Origin of the sequence: Janibacter zhaoxuefangae (assembly GCF_050271985.1) — a bacterium.
Classification (GTDB): Bacteria; Actinomycetota; Actinomycetes; order Actinomycetales; family Dermatophilaceae.
The window spans coordinates 460,075-475,922 of sequence record NZ_CP189849.1; the positions used below are offsets into that span (position 1 = coordinate 460,075).

Here is a 15,848-nt window from a genome sequence, read left to right on the forward strand (position 1 = left end):
ATGTCCCGAGCCGCTGACCCCACCTCACCCCTGCGCGTCGTGCCCGTCCCCGCCGAGCACGTCGCCGACTTCGAGGCCGTCGACGACATCACGTGGTTCGACGAGCAACCCCCGCCCGGGCGTCGCCACGTCGAGGCGCTCGACCCCGACCGGCTGCGGGCCGCGACCCGTGACGGCGCCCCGCCCTACCTCGGCATCTATGCCACGGATGTCGTACCGCTGACCGTGCCGGGCCCGGGGGAGACCCTCACGCAGGTGCCGGCCGATGCCCTCACGTGGGTCGCGGTGCATCCCGACCACCGTCGCCGCGGCGTGCTCAGCACGATGATCGCGGCCCAGCTGCGCGAGGCGCACGACGCCGGGTTGGCACTCGCCTGCCTGCATGCCTCGGAGTCGGCCATCTACGGCCGGTTCGGCTACGGCGCCGTGGGCACGTCCCTCACCCTGACGGTCCCGAGCGGGAGGGCCATCGACGCGCCCGGCATCGACGACTCCGACGTCACGACCGAGTTGCGGACCGTCGACCAGGGGGAGGTCGGCGCCCTGCTCCACGAGCTGCAGCACCGCTTCGCCGCCGGCACCCTCGGCCAGGTGGGGCTGACGGAGCGACGCAACCTGCACTACAGCGTGGACGACCCGGCCTGGCTGCGCGGCAAGGAACGCCAGCGGGTCCTCATCGCCCGTCGCGGGGAGGACGTCGTCGGCTACTGCATCCTGCGGCGGGAGGGCAAGTGGGAAGGCGGTGGGCCGGCTGGTGTGCTGCATCTGGGCTCGCACGGCTACGCGGACGACGCGGCCGAGCTCGCCATCCTGCGCCGGCTGCTCTCCTTCGACCTCATCGCGAAGGTCGAGCTGCGCAAGCTCGCCGTCGACTCGCCGGTGCCCTGGTGGCTCGGCGGGCTGCGCGGGCTCGACGTGCAGGCGAGCGAGGCGCTGTGGCTCCGGGTCGTCGACGTGCCCGCGGCGCTCACCGCCCGCGGTTACGCCGCACCGGTCGACGTCGTCCTCGAGATCGAGGACGACCTGTGCCCGTGGAACGCTGGGCACTGGCGGCTGACGGTCGGGGACGACGGCCGGGCCACCTGTGCCCCGACGAGTGATCCCGCCGACCTCGGGCTCTCGGTGCGCACCCTCGGCGTGGCCTTCCTCGGTGGGCGCACCGTGCGCGACCTGCGCCGGCAGGGGGTCATCCTCGAGCGGACTCCCGGCGCGGCGGCGGCACTGCACGCGGCGATGGCGGCGTCACACCAGCCGATCGGGGCGAACGACTTCTGAGCCGTGTCGCTCAGTCGGTGCCGAGGGCGTCGCGCACGGGCAGGAACTTCGCGTCCGACTCCGCGACCTCGGCCTCGGCGTCCGATCCCGCGACGATGCCGCAGCCGGCGTAGAGGGTCAGGCGGCGCGGGTCGCCGGGCGACACGGCGGCACACCGCAGCGCGATGCCCCACTCGCCGTCGCCGGCCGCGTCCATCCACCCGACCGGTCCGGCGTAGCGGCCGCGATCCATGTGTTCGAGTTCGCCGATGAGCGCGTCGGCGACGGGGGTCGGCGTGCCGCACACGGCGGCCGACGGGTGCAGCGACGCGGCGAGGGCGAGCGAGGTGCTCGCGTCCTTGACGACGCCGGCGACGTCCGTCGCCAGATGCATGACGTTGCTCAGGTGGAGGACGAAGGGAGCCTCCGGCACGTTCATCGAGAGCGTGTGCGGGCCGAGGGCGTCGGCGACCGAGCGCACCGCGTACTCGTGCTCCTCGAGGTCCTTGCTCGAGCGGGCCAGCGACCCGGCGAGGGCCAGGTCGTGCTCGTCGTCGCCGGTGCGGCGGATCGTGCCGGCCAGCACCCGTGAGGTGACGAGTCCCCGTTCGAGTCGGATGAGCATTTCCGGAGTCGCGCCGACGAGGCCGTCGACGGCGAAGACCCACGTCGTGTCATAGCGGTCCGCCAGGCGGGTCAGCAGCCAGCGAAGGTCGATCGGTTCGGCGGCGGTGGCCTCGAGCGAGCGGGCGAGGACGACCTTGTCGAGCTCGCCGGCGGTGATCCGCTCGACGGCCTCCGTCACGGCTCCGGCCCAGACCGCGGGGGACAGGGGGCCGTCCCCGAAGGCGACCGCACCGGGCGCGATCGGCGCTGGCTGCTCGCTCGGCGTCCACGGCGGCGGGACGGCGGAATCGGTGGTCATGGTGGTCACCCACGCGGTGTCGCCGCGTCGACCGAGCACGATCTCGGGCACGACGAGGATGCCGCCCGCGGGGGAGTCCGCGCTGTAGGCCATCGAGCCGAAGCACACCGGACCGGTGCCGGGCACGGCGACGTCGTCGCGCACCACGGCGGTGCCGACGATCTCGTGCCACCAGCGCTCGGCGTCGGCGAAGCGACCTTCGCCCGTGCTCTCGTGCACGAGGACACGGCCCCAGCCGACGAGGCCTTCGCCACGGCGCACCCAGGACGTGAGGCGCTCGGGCGTCTCATCGGCGGGGAGGGCGGCGAGCAGTGACCCGAGCGTCGCGACGGGTACGGCGACGGTCCGCGCGACCAGCGTCGGCGTGTGCGTCAGCGCCGTCGGGTCCCCGCCGAAGGCAGGCGTCGAGGCCTCCTCGGAGGCGGGCACAGTGCTCATCAGCAGGACAGCCTACGTCGCCGCGCCGGGTGCACCGGTGCTGGGCACGAGTGGGAGGATGCCTCCCATGACCCGAGCCTCCTTGGACAAGGACCCCCGCGATGTCGCCGCGATGTTCGACGGCGTGGCCGCCAAGTACGACCTGACCAACGACGTCCTCTCGCTCGGCCAGGACCGCGCCTGGCGCCGGGCCGTCGTGCGAGCCATCGCCGCGAAGCCGGGCGAGCGGGTCCTCGACATCGCCGCCGGCACCGGCACCTCGAGCGAGCCCTTCGCCGACGCCGGCGTCGAGGTCGTCCCGGCCGACTTCTCCCAGGGGATGCTGCGGGTCGGCAAGCGTCGCCGCCCCGACCTCGGGTTCACGGCGGCCGATGCGATGCGCCTTCCGTTCGCCGACGCCTCCTTCGACGTCGTGACGATGTCCTTCGGCCTGCGCAACGTCGCCGACCCGGACGCGGCCCTGGCCGAGTTCCTCCGGGTGACGAAGCCGGGTGGCCGGTTCCTGCTCTGCGAGTTCAGCCAGCCGGTCAACCCGCTCTTCCGCAAGGTCTACTCCGAGTACCTCATGGGGGCCCTGCCGCCGGTGGCCCGCCGGGTCAGCTCGAACCCCGAGTCCTACGTCTACCTCGCCGAGTCCATCCAGGCGTGGCCGGCACAGCAGGCCATGGCCGAGCGGATCGGTGCCGTCGGCTGGGGCGACGTGCGGTGGCGCAACCTCACGGGCGGCATCGTCGCGCTGCACCACGCCGTGAAGCCGGGCGCCGAGGCGCCGATCGCGCAGGCCTGAGTAAGGCCTTCCTAAGTGCGCGACTCGCCGTGACAGCGAGTAAGGTGCCCGATGCTCTCGTGAATCCGTTCACAAGCGCGCGTCCCGAGACCCATCCCAGGTAGTGACGAGGCAGTTCGTGACCCAGCCCGACCCCTCCTCCGGCCCCGCGGCCCCCGCGTCCCGCGGTGATGCGGTCGACGTCATCGTCGTCGGCGCCGGTCCCGGTGGCTCCGCCACCGCAGCCTGGCTGGCGAAGGCCGGCAAGAACGTCGTCCTGCTCGAGAAGGCCGCCTTCCCGCGCGACAAGATCTGCGGCGACGGGCTGACCCCGCGCGCGGTCCGTCAGCTGATCAACCTCGGCGTACCGCTCAGCGAGACCGACGGCTGGGCCCACAACAGCGGGCTGCGGATCATCGGCGGCGGCATGCGCCTGCAGCTCGACTGGCCGGACGTCACCTCCTTCCCCGGCTACGGCATGGTTCGCGGTCGCGCGGACCTCGACGCCACGCTCGCCCGCCACGCCGCCTCGTGCGGCGCGACGCTCATCGAGCGCCGCAACGTGTCCGAGCCGATCCTCGACGACGCCGGCCGGATCGTCGGTGTCATCGCGAAGGTGCTCGACGAGTCCGGTCGCGCGACCGGCGAGACCGAGACCTACCGGGCCCCCGTGGTCGTGGCCGCCGACGGCGTCTCCTCGCGCCTGTCGGTCAAGCTCGGCCGCGAGAAGCGCGAGGACCGGCCCATGGCGGTCGCCGTCCGTGCCTACTACGAGACGCCGCGCCACGACGACGACTACCTCGAGAGCCACCTCGAGCTGTGGACGACCTCCCCCTCGGGGGACCGCATCCTCATGCCCGGGTACGGCTGGCTCTTCGGCCTCGGCGATGGCCGGATGAACGTCGGCTTGGGCATCCTCAACACGTCCGAGGCCTTCGGCCGCACGGACTACAAGGACGTCATGCGTCGCTGGGTCGACACCATGCCGGCCGAGTGGGGGATCAACGAGGACACCATCACCGGACCCATCACCGCGGCCGCGCTGCCGATGGCCTTCAACCGCCAGCCCCTCTACGACAACGGGCTCCTGCTCGTCGGTGACGCGGGCGGCATGGTCAACCCCTTCAACGGTGAGGGCATCGACTACGCCCTCGAGGCCGGTCACGCCGCGGCGGAGATCATCGTCCAGGCCCTCGCGCGTCCGACGGCGTCGGAGACCGAGCGCGTCCTCCAGACGTACAACCGGCGGATGAAGGAGATGCACGGCGGCTACTTCATGCTCGGCACCCAGTTCGCCAAGCTCATCGGCCGCCCGGAGATCATGCGCCTGGCAACGAAGTACGGCCTCCCGCGGCAGACGCTGATGAAGTTCATGCTCAAGCTGATGGCCAACCTCCCCGAGGAGCGTGGCGGTCGAATCGACGACCGGATCATCAACGCCCTCACCCGGATCGCGCCCGCCGCATGAGCGCCGCGACCCCCCTCCGCGACGCCTCGTCCCGCCGCTCGCGCGGCGCGAGGCACCGACTGCGTGACACGAACCACAGTGGCCCTAGGATTGGCGACGGCGCTCCGGCGTGTCCGGGCTCGGACGCCCGGCCGGAGACGGCGAGCGAGAGGAAGGTCTGGCAGTCATGAGCAACCCCTATGTCCCGTTGTTCTTCCTGATGGGGTTGGGAGCGGTCTTCGCCCTCGTCTCCGTGGGGACGAGCCTCGTCGTCGGGCCCGCTCGCTACAACAAGGCCAAGGCCCAGGCCTACGAGTGCGGCATCCAGCCCACGCCCCAGGCCAACGAGGGCGGGCGGATCCCGGTCAAGTACTACCTGACCGCCATGCTCTTCATCATCTTCGACGTCGAGACGCTGTTCCTCTTCCCGTTCGCCGTCGCGTTCAACCAGCTCGGTCTCTTCGCCCTCGTCGAGATGGTGCTGTTCATCCTGACCGTCTTCGTCGCCTACGCCTATGTCTGGCGTCGTGGCGGCCTGGAATGGGACTGAGAGGTACGACTCATGGGTCTTGAGGAAAAGCTCCCGGCAGGCTTCCTGCTCTCCACCGTCGAGGGACTTGCGGGCTACATGCGCAAGGCGTCGATCTGGCCGGCCACCTTCGGCCTGGCCTGTTGTGCCATCGAGATGATGGCCGTCGGCACCCCGCACTACGACATCGCCCGCTTCGGCATGGAGCGCTTCGCCGCGACCCCGCGCCAGGCCGACCTGATGATCGTCGCCGGACGCGTCAGCCAGAAGATGGCCCCGGTCGTCCGTCAGGTCTACGACCAGATGGCCAACCCGAAGTGGGTCATCTCGATGGGTGTCTGCGCCAGCTCGGGCGGCATGTTCAACAACTACGCCATCGTCCAGGGCGTCGACCACATCATCCCGGTCGACATCTACCTGCCCGGCTGCCCGCCGCGTCCGGAGATGTTGCTCAACGCGATCATGACGCTGCACGAGCAGATCCAGACGTCGCCGCTCGGCGTCAACCGCGTGGCCGCTGCCCGCGCCGCCGAGCAGGCCGCCCTCGGTGCGGTCCCGACGCAGCTCATGCCGCCCACCCACGACCACGCCGCCCTCGTCGGAAGGAACCTCCTCTCGTGAGCGACGACGCGAACATCAACGACGACGCGACCGCCGGGGAGTTGACCGACGCGCACGCCCCGGTCCCCGTGGGCGAGCGTCGCGGCATGTTCGGGGCCACGGCTGGCGCCGACACCTCCGGCTACGGCGGCCTGCGGGCGCCGATCCTCTACCCGGGCGCCGCGGAGCGCCCCTACGGCGGCGACTTCGACGCCATCGCTGACGCACTCGAGGCCCGCCTCGCCGACGCCGGCGGCATCGAGCGCGTCGTCATCGACCGCGGCGAGATGACGCTGCACGTGCGCCGCGAGGACCTCGTGCGGGTCCTCAGCGCCCTGCGCGACGACCCGGCCCTGCGCTTCGAGATGTTCATGGGTGTCTCCGGCGTCCACCAGCTGGCCGACACGGGCCGTGAGCTGCACGCGGTCTACCACCTGCTGTCCATCACCCACGGCAGCCGTCGCCTGCGCGTCGAGACGACCGCACCCGACGACGACCCGCGCATCCCCAGCGTCGTGTCCGTCTACCCGGCCGCGGACTGGCACGAGCGCGAGACGTGGGACATGTTCGGCATCGTCTTCGAGGGCCACCCCGCCCTGACCCGCATCCTCATGCCGGACGACTGGCCCGGCCACCCCCAGCGCAAGGACTACCCCCTCGGCGGTGTCCCCGTGGAGTACAAGGGCGCGACCATCCCGCCGCCCGACCAGCGGAGGTCTTACAACTGATGAGCACGCACACCACGCCCGACGTGTCCTCCACCGGAGGCACCAGCGACACCCTCGAGGGCGACGCACACGTCTTCAACGCCTCCGGCGGCGACTGGGGTGACATCGTCGACGAGCTCGGGATGAACCCCGAGGAGCGCATCGTCGTCAACATGGGCCCGCAGCACCCGTCGACCCACGGCGTGCTCCGGCTCATCCTCGAGCTCGACGGTGAGACGGTCACCGAGGCCCGCGCGGGCATCGGCTACCTGCACACCGGCATCGAGAAGAACATGGAGTTCCGCACCTGGACCCAGGGCGTGACCTTCTGCACGCGCATGGACTACCTGACGCCGCTCTTCCAGGAGGCCGCCTACTGCATGGGCATCGAGCGCCTCCTCGGGATCACCGACCAGGTCCCCGAGCGCGCCAACGCCATCCGCGTCCTCATGATGGAGCTCACCCGCATCTCCTCCCACCTCGTGTGCATGGGCACCGGCGGCATGGAGATGGGCGCGACGACCGTCATGACCATCGGCTTCCGCGAGCGCGAGCGCGTCCTGTCGATCATCGAGCTCATCACCGGCCTGCGCATGAACAACGCGTTCATCCGTCCCGGTGGCGTCGCCCAGGACCTTCCCCCGGGTGCGATCGACAAGATCCGCGACAACGTCCCGCAGATCCGCAAGGGCGTGCGCGAGCTCGAGGCCCTCATGCTCGAGAACCCGATCCTCAAGGGCCGCACGCAGAAGGTCGGCTACCTCGACCTCACCGGTTGCGTCGCCCTCGGCATCACGGGTCCGGTCCTGCGCTCGGCCGGTCTGCCGCACGACCTGCGCAAGGCCGCGCCCTACTGCGGCTACGAGAAGTACGACTTCGACGTCATCACCCGCACCGGTGCCGACGCCTACGACCGCCTCGCGATCCGGCTCGAGGAGATCCACCAGAGCCTGCGGATCATCGAGCAGGTCACGGACGAGCTCCAGAACAACCCGGGCCCGGTCATGGTCGAGGACAAGAAGATCGCGTGGCCGGCACAGCTCGCCGTCGGGGCCGACGGCATGGGCAACAGCCTCGACCACATCAAGGAGATCATGGGCACCTCGATGGAGTCCCTGATCCACCACTTCAAGCTCGTGACCGAGGGCTTCCGGGTCCCGCCGGGTCAGGCCTACGTCGCGGTGGAGTCGCCCAAGGGCGAGCTCGGCTGCCACGTCGTCTCCGACGGCGGCACGCGCCCCTTCCGGGCCCACTTCCGTGACCCGAGCTTCAACAACCTCCAGGCCGTCGCGGCCATGTGCGAAGGCGCCCAGGTCGCCGACGTCATCGTCGCGGTGGCCTCGATCGACCCCGTCATGGGAGGCGTGGACCGATGAGCGCACACTTCGGCCAGCAGACCGCGTCCGGTCACCTGACCGTCCCGGCCGCGAGCAAGGAGCCCTACGCGGCGGACGTGCTCGAGGGCCTGCACCGGGACGCCGAGCAGGTCATCGCGCGGTACCCGCAGAAGCGCTCGGCGCTGCTGCCGCTGCTGCACCTGATCCAGTCCGTCGACGGCTACATCACCGGCCGCGGCATCGACTTCTGCGCGGAGGTCCTCGAGTTGACGACCGCCGAGGTGTCGGGTGTCGCGACCTTCTACACGCAGTACAAGCGCCGCCCCAACGGCGAGTACACCGTCGGCGTCTGCACCAACACGCTCTGCGCGATCATGGGCGGCGACGAGATCTTCGACCGGGTCAGCGAGCACCTCGGCATCGGCCACGACGAGACCACCGAGGACGGCAAGGTCACCCTCGAGCGCGTCGAGTGCAACGCGGCGTGCGACTTCGCCCCGGTCGTCATGACGAACTGGGAGTTCTTCGACAACCAGACGCCCGAGTCGACGATCCAGCTCGTCGACGACCTGCGTGCCGGCAAGCCCGTCGCCCCGAGCCGCGGCCCGGCCAGCGTCTGCACCTTCAAGCAGGTCTCCCGCGTCCTCGCCGGCTTCCACGACGGCCTGGCCGACGAAGGGGTGGGTGCCGGACCGGCGTCCATCGCCGGCACCGTGCTCGCCCGCGAGCAGGGCTGGACCGCTCCCGACGGCGGTGACTCGGCCGAGCAGCCGGACGCCAGCACGCAGGCCAGCCCCGCGGCCGAGGGCGCCGGCCTGACGCCCGGCAGGCCGGACTCGATCAACGCGCCGACCAACCCGCCCGACGAGAAGCCCGCCGGCGCCGACGCGCAGGCGGCTGAGGCCACCAAGCTCGCCGACGACGACCAGAAGGCCGAGGAGGAGTGAGATGACGACCGACGCCGTGAAGACCACGCTGACCCCGATCCTCACCAAGTTCTGGGACCACCCGCGTTCCTGGACCCTCGACACCTATCTCGAGAACGACGGCTGGAAGGCCTTCGACAAGGCCCTGGGCATGAAGCCCGAGGACCTCGTCCAAATGACGAAGGACTCCGGTCTGCGCGGCCGTGGTGGCGCCGGCTTCCCGACCGGCATGAAGTGGGGCTTCCTGCCCCCGCCGGACGGTGGCCCCCGCTACCTCGTCGTCAACGCCGACGAGTCCGAGCCGGGCACGTGCAAGGACATCCCGCTGATGATGGCGGCGCCGCAGTTCCTCATCGAGGGTGTGGCGATCACCTCCTTCGCCATCGGCTGCAACCACGCCTTCATCTACCTGCGTGGCGAGGTCGTGCACGTCTACCGCCGACTGCTGCGCGCGGTGGAGGAGGCCTACGCGGCCGGCCACCTCGGCAAGAACATCCACGGCACCGGCTACGACCTCGACGTCACCGTCCACGCTGGCGCCGGCGCCTACATCTGCGGCGAGGAGACGGCCCTCCTCGACAGCCTCGAGGGTCGCCGCGGCCAGCCGCGACTGAAGCCGCCGTTCCCGGCCGTCGCCGGTCTCTACGCGCGACCGACCGTCGTCAACAACGTCGAGTCGATCGCCTCGGTCCCGCCGATCCTGCTCCACGGCGCCGACTGGTTCGCCGACATGGGCACCGAGAAGTCCCAGGGCTTCGGCATCTTCAGCCTCTCGGGTCACGTCAAGAACCCGGGCCAGTACGAGGCACCCATGGGCATCACGCTGCGCGAGCTGCTCGAGATGGCCGGCGGCATGCGCGACCCCAACAAGAAGCTCAAGTTCTGGACGCCGGGTGGCTCCTCGACGCCGATCTTCACGGCCGAGCACCTCGACGTGCCGCTCGACTTCGAGTCGGTCGGTGCGGCCGGCTCGATGCTCGGCACGCGCGCCCTGCAGATCTTCGACGAGACCGTCTCCGTCGTGCGGGCCGTGACGCGCTGGACCGAGTTCTACATGCACGAGTCCTGCGGCAAGTGCACACCGTGCCGCGAGGGCACCTACTGGCTCGCGCAGATCCTCGAGCGGATCGAGCACGGCAAGGGCACCGCCGCCGACATCGACAAGCTCGTCGACATCTGCGACAACATTCTCGGCCGCGCCTTCTGCGCCCTCGGTGACGGTGCGACGTCGCCGATCACCTCCGCGGTGAAGTACTTCCGCGAGGAGTTCGAGGCGGGCATGCACACGCCCGCCGCCGAGCTCTTCCCGCCCGCCAACTCGACGCTCTTCCGCAAGGAGCAGGACACGATGGTGAACGCATGACCGTCACCGCCAACGACAAGACCGCGGCCGAGCAGGCCAAGCCGGAGACCGTCACGCTGACGGTCGACGGGGTGCCGGTCACCGTCGAGAAGAACGCCCTGGTCATCCGGGCCGCCGAGCAGGTCGGGATCGAGATCCCGCGGTTCTGCGACCACCCTCTCCTCGAGCCGGTCGGCGCGTGCCGCCAGTGCCTGGTCGAGGTCGCCACCCCGGGCCCCGACGGCAGCCTCCGTCCCATGCCGAAGCCCCAGGCCTCGTGCACCATGACGGTCAGCGAGGGCATGCAGGTCAAGACTCAGGTCAGCTCGCCCGTCGCCGAGAAGGCCCAGCACGGGATCATGGAGTTCCTCCTGATCAACCACCCGCTGGACTGCCCGGTCTGCGACAAGGGTGGCGAGTGCCCGCTGCAGAACCAGGCCATGAGCAGTGGTCGCGCGGTGAGCCGCTTCGAGGACATCAAGCGCACCTACCCGAAGCCGATCAACATCTCGAGCCAGGTCCTCCTCGACCGTGAGCGTTGCGTCCTCTGCGCCCGCTGCACGCGCTTCTCCGACCAGATCGCGGGCGACCCATTCATCGCCCTCGTCGAGCGCGGTGCGCTCCAGCAGGTCGGGATCTACGAGGAGAAGCCCTTCGAGTCCTACTTCTCCGGCAACACGGTCCAGATCTGCCCGGTCGGCGCGCTGACCGGCGCGGCCTACCGGTTCCGGTCCCGCCCCTTCGACCTCGTCTCGACGCCGTCGGTGTGTGAGCACTGCGCGAGCGGCTGCTCCATCCGCACGGACCACCGTCGCGGCACGGTGCTGCGCCGGATGGCCGGCAACGACCCGGCCGTGAACGAGGAGTGGAACTGCGACAAGGGCCGCTGGGCCTTCCAGTACGCCGCCACCGGTGACCGCCTCGAGCTGCCGCTCGTCCGCAAGGACGGCGAACTGCAGGTCGTCTCCTGGGCCGAGGCACTGACCGCCGCGGCCGAGGGCCTGCGCGCGGCGCAGGGTCACGGTGTGCTCGTCGGTGGGCGCGTCAGCGTCGAGGACGCCTACGCCTACGGCAAGTTCGCTCGTGCGGTGCTCGGCACCAACAACGTCGACTTCCGCGCCCGCGTCCACTCCGCCGAGGAGGCCGACTTCCTCGCCGCGAAGGTCGCCACGACCGGCCCCGACGGCGGAGCCGTCACCTACGCCGACCTCGAGAAGGCCAGCGCGGTGCTGCTCGTCGGCTTCGAGCCGGAGGAGGAGAGCCCGATCGTCTTCCTGCGCCTGCGCAAGGGCTACCGGAAGAACAAGACGGCCGTCTTCTCGCTGGCGCCGCTGTCCACCCGTGGCCTGACGAAGCTGGGCGGCACTCTCGTGCCGTCCGCTCCGGGCACCGAGACGGAGGTCCTGCGGGCGCTGGCCGACGACGTCGCCGACGACGCCTCGGGCACCGTCAGCGAGGCGGGTGCCGCCCTGCGCGGTGAACGCGCCATCATCCTCGTGGGGGAGCGGCTCGCCGCCGTCCCCGGTGCCCTGTCCGCCGCGGCCACCCTGGCCGAGCAGACCGGCGCTCGTCTCGCGTGGATCCCGCGTCGAGCTGGTGAGCGCGGCGCGCTCGAGGCGGGTGCCCTGCCGGGTCTCCTGCCCGGTGGTCGCCCCGCGGGTGACGCGGAGGCGGCCTCGGCCGTCGCCGGCGCGTGGGGCCTGTCCGCCCTGCCGACCGACACCGGTCTCGACACGGCCGGCATCATCGCCGGCGCCGCGTCCGGCTCCCTCGGCGGTCTCGTCGTCGGTGGCGTCGACGCAGCCGACCTCGGCCTCGAGGCCACGCAGTCGGCACTCGAGTCCGCCTTCGTCGTCTCGCTCGAGGTGCGTCCGTCCTCGGTCACCGAGCACGCGGACGTCGTGCTCCCCGTGGCGCCGCACGCCGAGAAGGCGGGCACGTTCGTGGACTGGGAGGGACGCCAGCGCCCCTTCGAGGCCGCGCTGACGACCAACGCCATGAGCGACCACCGCGTCCTCGACATGCTGGCCGCCGAGCTCGGCGAGTTCCTCGGCACCCGGTCGCTGACCGAGGTGCGCGAGGAGATGACCGACCTCGGCCCGTGGACGGGTGCCCGCGTGGCGACCCCCGCCGTCACGGCCTCGCCCGTGCCGACCCCGGGACCGGGTGAGTTCGTCCTCGCGACGTGGCGTCACCTGCTCGACCGTGGCTCGATGCAGGACGGCGAGCCGTTCCTCGCCGGCACGGCGAACCAGCCCCGCGCGTGGATCTCGCCGGCGAGCGCGCAGGCCCTCGGCGTGGCCGAGGGCGACAGCGTCCGGGTCGGCACCGACGGCTCGGCCGTGATCGCACCGGTGCACGTGGCCGAGATGGTCGACCACGTCGTGTGGCTGCCGACCAACTCGGTCGGCTCCGACCTCCGGGGCCACGGCGCTCCCGGTTCCCTCGTGTCCGTCTCCCGGATCGCCCAGGACGACTCCCAGGATGGTGTCTCATGAGCACGTGGATGACCGTGGCCAGCCTCGCGGCGGAGGGTCCCGCGCCTCGCGCGGACTTCTCCGACACCCCGATGTGGCTGACCTTCGTCAAGGCCCTGCTGCTCTTCGTCTACCTGCTGCTCAGCACCCTGCTGGTGATCTGGTTCGAGCGGCGCGTCATCGGTCGCATGCAGCAGCGCCCGGGTCCCAACCGCAACGGCCCCTTCGGTCTCCTGCAGACGCTGGCCGACGGCATGAAGTCGATGTTCAAGGAGGACGTGCGCCCCAAGGCCGCCGACGCCCTGATCTTCACGCTCGCGCCGCTGCTGTGGGCGACGATGGCGTTCGTCTCCTTCGCGATCATCCCGCTGGCCGGTGACGTCAACCTCTTCGGCCACGTCACGCCGCTGCAGGTGACCGACATCCCCGTCGCCGTGCTGCTCGTCCTGGCGGTCGCCGGTGTCGGCGCCTACGGCGTCGTCATGGCCGGCTGGTCCTCGGGCTCGACCTACCCGCTCCTGGGCGGGCTGCGGGCGACGGCCCAGATCATCTCCTACGAGATCGCCATGGGCCTGGCGCTGGTTGCCGTCTTCCTCTACAGCGGGTCGATGTCGACGTCCGAGATCGTCTACGCCCAGCGCGACCTCTGGTACATCCTCCCGGCGGTCGTCTCCTTCGTCATCTACGTCATCACCATGGTCGGCGAGACCAACCGTCTGCCGTTCGACCTCGCCGAGGGCGAGGGCGAGATCGTCGGCGGTTACTTCACCGAGTACTCCTCGATGCGCTTCGCGATGTTCTTCCTCGGTGAGTACGTCAACATGTTCACCGTCTCCGCCCTCGCAACGACGCTCTTCCTCGGCGGGTGGCAGGCGCCTCCCGGCATCTCGGCCATCAACGACGGCATGTTCAACGAGGGCTGGTGGGGCCTGCTCTGGTTCACCATCAAGCTCTGGCTCTTCATGTACTTCTTCGTCTGGCTGCGCGGCTCGCTGCCCCGCACCCGCTACGACCAGTTCATGGCCTTCGGCTGGAAGCTGCTCATCCCCGTCACCCTCGCCTGGGTCGTCGCCGTCGCCTTCATCCGCGGCGCGCAGCTCGGCTTCTTCGGGGACGACACGGTGAGCATCGCCGGCCGGGCGATCCCGATCGCCACGCTGATCATCGTCGGCTTCCTCGCCGCGCTGGTCCTCGGCGTGACCTGGATCTGGGAGGGCCGCGTCGCCAAGAAGGCGGAGGCCGCCGTCGTGGACGTGCCGGAGGAGATCGACCCGTACGCGGGCGGCTTCCCCGTCCCGCCGCTGCCGGGCCAGCGCCTCAAGGAGCCCTCGAGCTACCCACTGCTGTCCGGCGTCGGTGCGACCACGCCCAAGGCCCCCACGACCACCACCGAGTCCAAGGAGGACCCCCGTGGCTGACGACCAGCGACAGGAGGGCGGCGGCTTCTTCGCCGACCTCTTCGCCCCCGTGGCGGGCTTCGGCGTCACCTTCGCGACGATGTTCCGCAAGGTCGCGACGCAGGAGTACCCCGAGGTGAAGTGGCCGACCGCGCCGCGTTTCCACGGGCGCCACCAGCTCAACCGCCACCCCGACGGGCTCGAGAAGTGCGTCGGCTGCGAGCTCTGCGCGTGGGCCTGCCCGGCTGACGCGATCTTCGTCGAGGGCGCGTCCAACGTGGACTCGGCCGACGGCTCCGGGCGGTTCTCGCCCGGTGAGCGCTACGGCCGCGTCTACCAGATCAACTACCTGCGCTGCATCTTCTGCGGTCTGTGCATCGAGGCGTGCCCGACGCGCGCGCTGACGATGACGAACGAGTACGAACTCGCGGACAACAACCGCGCCGACCTCATCTTCACCAAGGAGCAGCTGCTCGCGCCGCTCCAGGCCGGGATGCTCCAGCCGCCCCACCCGATGGTCGAGGGGCTCGAGGAGCGCGACTACTACCAGGGCAAGGTCAACGCCGCCACGGACGAGCAGAAGGCGTGGGCCGCGCAGCACACGACCGCTGGTAGCAAGGGAGACGACGCATGACCGGCACCGGAGAAGCCTGGCTCTTCTGGATCCTCGGCGCCGTCGCCGTCCTCGGCAGCCTCGGGCTGCTCTTCGCCCGGAAGGCCGTCCACGCGGCCCTGGGCATGGGCGCCGTCATGGTGATCCTCGGCATCTTCTACCTGGCGCTCGAGGCCCCCTTCCTCGGTGTCGTCCACATCTTCGTCTACTCCGGCGCCGTGATGATGCTCTTCGTCTTCGTGCTCATGCTCGTCGGCGTCGACCACTCGGACTCGCTCGTCGAGACGATCCGCGGCCACAAGGTGACGTCGTTCATCTTCACCGTCGGGCTGGCTCTGCTCCTGCTCACCGCCGTCGGCTCGGTCACCGTGACCGGCAAGCCCTCCCTCGCGGAGGTCAACGCCGACCCGGGCAACGTCCAGGGCATGGCCAACCTCATCTTCGGCCGCTACGTCTGGGTCTTCGAAGTCACGTCCGCACTCCTGATCACCGCCGCACTCGGCGCCATGGTCCTCGCGCACCGCGAGCGCCTCGCACCGAAGCCGACGCAGCGTCAGTGGAGCGAGCGCCGCTTCCGTGAGGGCGGCGACTTCCTCGCCGGCCTGCCGGTGCCCGGCGTCTACGCCCGTCACAACGCCGTCGACACCCCGGCCCTGCTGCCGGACGGCTCCATCGCCGCGGCCTCCGTCTCCCGCGTGCTCAACGCCCGCGGTCAGGTGAACGAGCCCGGCCAGTTCAGCTCGGCCGAACTGAACGTCGAGCGAGAGATCGAGGAGGGGAGCGAGCGATGAACCTGATGAACTACGTCTATCTGGCGGTCATCCTCTTCGCCATCGGCAGCGCCACCGTGCTGCTGCGCCGCAACGCCATCGTCGTGTTCATGGGTGTCGAACTCATGCTCAACGCGGCCAACCTGGCGTTCGTCACCTTCGCCCGGATGCACGGCTCCATCGAGGGGCAGGCCGTGGCCCTCTTCGTCATGGTCGTCGCCGCGGCTGAGGTCGTCGTCGGCCTCGCCATCATCATGGCGATCTTCCGCGCCCGCCGGTCGGCCTCGGTCGACGACGCCAACCTCCTGAAGCTTTAAGGA

The 15,848-nt window shown here is 70.5% G+C and carries 15 protein-coding genes; 14 read left to right on the plus strand and 1 reads right to left on the minus strand.

The genetic code is table 11. The features are described from left to right. Complete coding sequence (locus ACQBAS_RS02220; RefSeq protein ID WP_427384720.1) at positions 1-1,275, plus strand: GNAT family N-acetyltransferase; 1,275 nt, start codon at positions 1-3, stop codon at positions 1,273-1,275. A gap of 10 nt (positions 1,276-1,285) precedes the next feature. On the opposite strand, the gene ACQBAS_RS02225 is transcribed toward ACQBAS_RS02220, so the two are convergent. Further along, positions 1,286-2,617 carry an isochorismate synthase gene (locus ACQBAS_RS02225; RefSeq protein ID WP_427384721.1) on the minus strand — a complete coding sequence of 444 codons (1,332 nt, stop codon included), beginning with the start codon at positions 2,615-2,617 and terminating at the stop codon, positions 1,286-1,288. Between the two features lie 67 nt (positions 2,618-2,684). Here ACQBAS_RS02225 and ACQBAS_RS02230 point away from each other — a divergent pair, with 67 nt between their 5' ends. From ACQBAS_RS02230 to nuoK, 13 genes are all read left to right on the plus strand, one after another. Continuing rightward, positions 2,685-3,404, plus strand: a complete 720-nt coding sequence (locus ACQBAS_RS02230; RefSeq protein WP_427384722.1) for a demethylmenaquinone methyltransferase — start codon at positions 2,685-2,687, stop codon at positions 3,402-3,404. A gap of 118 nt (positions 3,405-3,522) precedes the next feature. Next, positions 3,523-4,851 (plus strand): geranylgeranyl reductase family protein, encoded by a 1,329-nt coding sequence (locus ACQBAS_RS02235; protein ID WP_427384723.1) that lies wholly within the window; start codon positions 3,523-3,525, stop codon positions 4,849-4,851. Positions 4,852-5,017: 166 nt separating this feature from the next. After that, complete coding sequence (locus ACQBAS_RS02240) at positions 5,018-5,380, plus strand: NADH-quinone oxidoreductase subunit A (RefSeq protein WP_427384724.1); 363 nt, start codon at positions 5,018-5,020, stop codon at positions 5,378-5,380. 12 nt (positions 5,381-5,392) lie between these two features. Beyond that, the gene (locus ACQBAS_RS02245) at positions 5,393-5,980 is read left to right on the plus strand and encodes a NuoB/complex I 20 kDa subunit family protein (RefSeq protein WP_427384725.1); all 588 of its coding nucleotides are present in this window, start codon (positions 5,393-5,395) and stop codon (positions 5,978-5,980) included. Next, positions 5,977-6,687 (plus strand): NADH-quinone oxidoreductase subunit C, encoded by a 711-nt coding sequence (locus ACQBAS_RS02250; RefSeq protein WP_427384727.1) that lies wholly within the window; start codon positions 5,977-5,979, stop codon positions 6,685-6,687. Before ACQBAS_RS02245 ends, ACQBAS_RS02250 begins: the two co-directional genes overlap by 4 nt. Beyond that, the gene (locus ACQBAS_RS02255) at positions 6,687-8,042 is read left to right on the plus strand and encodes an NADH-quinone oxidoreductase subunit D (protein WP_427384728.1); all 1,356 of its coding nucleotides are present in this window, start codon (positions 6,687-6,689) and stop codon (positions 8,040-8,042) included. The genes ACQBAS_RS02250 and ACQBAS_RS02255 overlap by 1 nt, the downstream gene beginning before the upstream one ends. After that, a complete protein-coding gene (gene nuoE / locus ACQBAS_RS02260) occupies positions 8,039-8,950 on the plus strand; it encodes an NADH-quinone oxidoreductase subunit NuoE (RefSeq protein WP_427384729.1) in 912 nt (303 codons plus the stop codon). Before ACQBAS_RS02255 ends, nuoE begins: the two co-directional genes overlap by 4 nt. Positions 8,951-8,966: 16 nt before the next feature. Continuing rightward, entirely contained in the window at positions 8,967-10,292 is a 1,326-nt protein-coding gene (nuoF, locus tag ACQBAS_RS02265; protein WP_427385562.1) for an NADH-quinone oxidoreductase subunit NuoF, read from the plus strand. Continuing rightward, a complete protein-coding gene (locus ACQBAS_RS02270; RefSeq protein ID WP_427384730.1) occupies positions 10,289-12,769 on the plus strand; it encodes an NADH-quinone oxidoreductase subunit G in 2,481 nt (826 codons plus the stop codon). The genes nuoF and ACQBAS_RS02270 overlap by 4 nt, the downstream gene beginning before the upstream one ends. After that, the gene (gene nuoH, locus ACQBAS_RS02275; protein ID WP_427384731.1) at positions 12,766-14,166 is read left to right on the plus strand and encodes an NADH-quinone oxidoreductase subunit NuoH; all 1,401 of its coding nucleotides are present in this window, start codon (positions 12,766-12,768) and stop codon (positions 14,164-14,166) included. Before ACQBAS_RS02270 ends, nuoH begins: the two co-directional genes overlap by 4 nt. Further along, positions 14,159-14,779 carry an NADH-quinone oxidoreductase subunit NuoI gene (gene nuoI, locus ACQBAS_RS02280; protein ID WP_427384732.1) on the plus strand — a complete coding sequence of 207 codons (621 nt, stop codon included), beginning with the start codon at positions 14,159-14,161 and terminating at the stop codon, positions 14,777-14,779. The genes nuoH and nuoI overlap by 8 nt, the downstream gene beginning before the upstream one ends. Next, the gene (locus tag ACQBAS_RS02285; RefSeq protein WP_427384733.1) at positions 14,776-15,549 is read left to right on the plus strand and encodes an NADH-quinone oxidoreductase subunit J; all 774 of its coding nucleotides are present in this window, start codon (positions 14,776-14,778) and stop codon (positions 15,547-15,549) included. The genes nuoI and ACQBAS_RS02285 overlap by 4 nt, the downstream gene beginning before the upstream one ends. Next, on the plus strand, positions 15,546-15,845 hold the full coding sequence (gene nuoK / locus ACQBAS_RS02290; protein ID WP_427384734.1) for an NADH-quinone oxidoreductase subunit NuoK: 300 nt from the start codon (positions 15,546-15,548) through the stop codon (positions 15,843-15,845). The genes ACQBAS_RS02285 and nuoK overlap by 4 nt, the downstream gene beginning before the upstream one ends. Positions 15,846-15,848: the final 3 nt, after the last annotated feature.

Coding starts and splice junctions, on each gene's coding strand:
- ACQBAS_RS02240 (WP_427384724.1), top strand. CDS start 5,018: ATGAGCAACCCCTATGTCCCGTTGTTCTTCCTGATGGGGTTGGGAGCG.
- ACQBAS_RS02270 (WP_427384730.1), top strand. CDS start 10,289: ATGACCGTCACCGCCAACGACAAGACCGCGGCCGAGCAGGCCAAGCCG.
- ACQBAS_RS02220 (WP_427384720.1), top strand. CDS start 1: ATGTCCCGAGCCGCTGACCCCACCTCACCCCTGCGCGTCGTGCCCGTC.
- ACQBAS_RS02245 (WP_427384725.1), top strand. CDS start 5,393: ATGGGTCTTGAGGAAAAGCTCCCGGCAGGCTTCCTGCTCTCCACCGTC.
- ACQBAS_RS02285 (WP_427384733.1), top strand. CDS start 14,776: ATGACCGGCACCGGAGAAGCCTGGCTCTTCTGGATCCTCGGCGCCGTC.
- nuoE (WP_427384729.1), top strand. CDS start 8,039: ATGAGCGCACACTTCGGCCAGCAGACCGCGTCCGGTCACCTGACCGTC.
- ACQBAS_RS02230 (WP_427384722.1), top strand. CDS start 2,685: ATGACCCGAGCCTCCTTGGACAAGGACCCCCGCGATGTCGCCGCGATG.
- ACQBAS_RS02225 (WP_427384721.1), bottom strand. CDS start 2,617: ATGAGCACTGTGCCCGCCTCCGAGGAGGCCTCGACGCCTGCCTTCGGC.
- ACQBAS_RS02255 (WP_427384728.1), top strand. CDS start 6,687: ATGAGCACGCACACCACGCCCGACGTGTCCTCCACCGGAGGCACCAGC.
- nuoH (WP_427384731.1), top strand. CDS start 12,766: ATGAGCACGTGGATGACCGTGGCCAGCCTCGCGGCGGAGGGTCCCGCG.
- nuoK (WP_427384734.1), top strand. CDS start 15,546: ATGAACCTGATGAACTACGTCTATCTGGCGGTCATCCTCTTCGCCATC.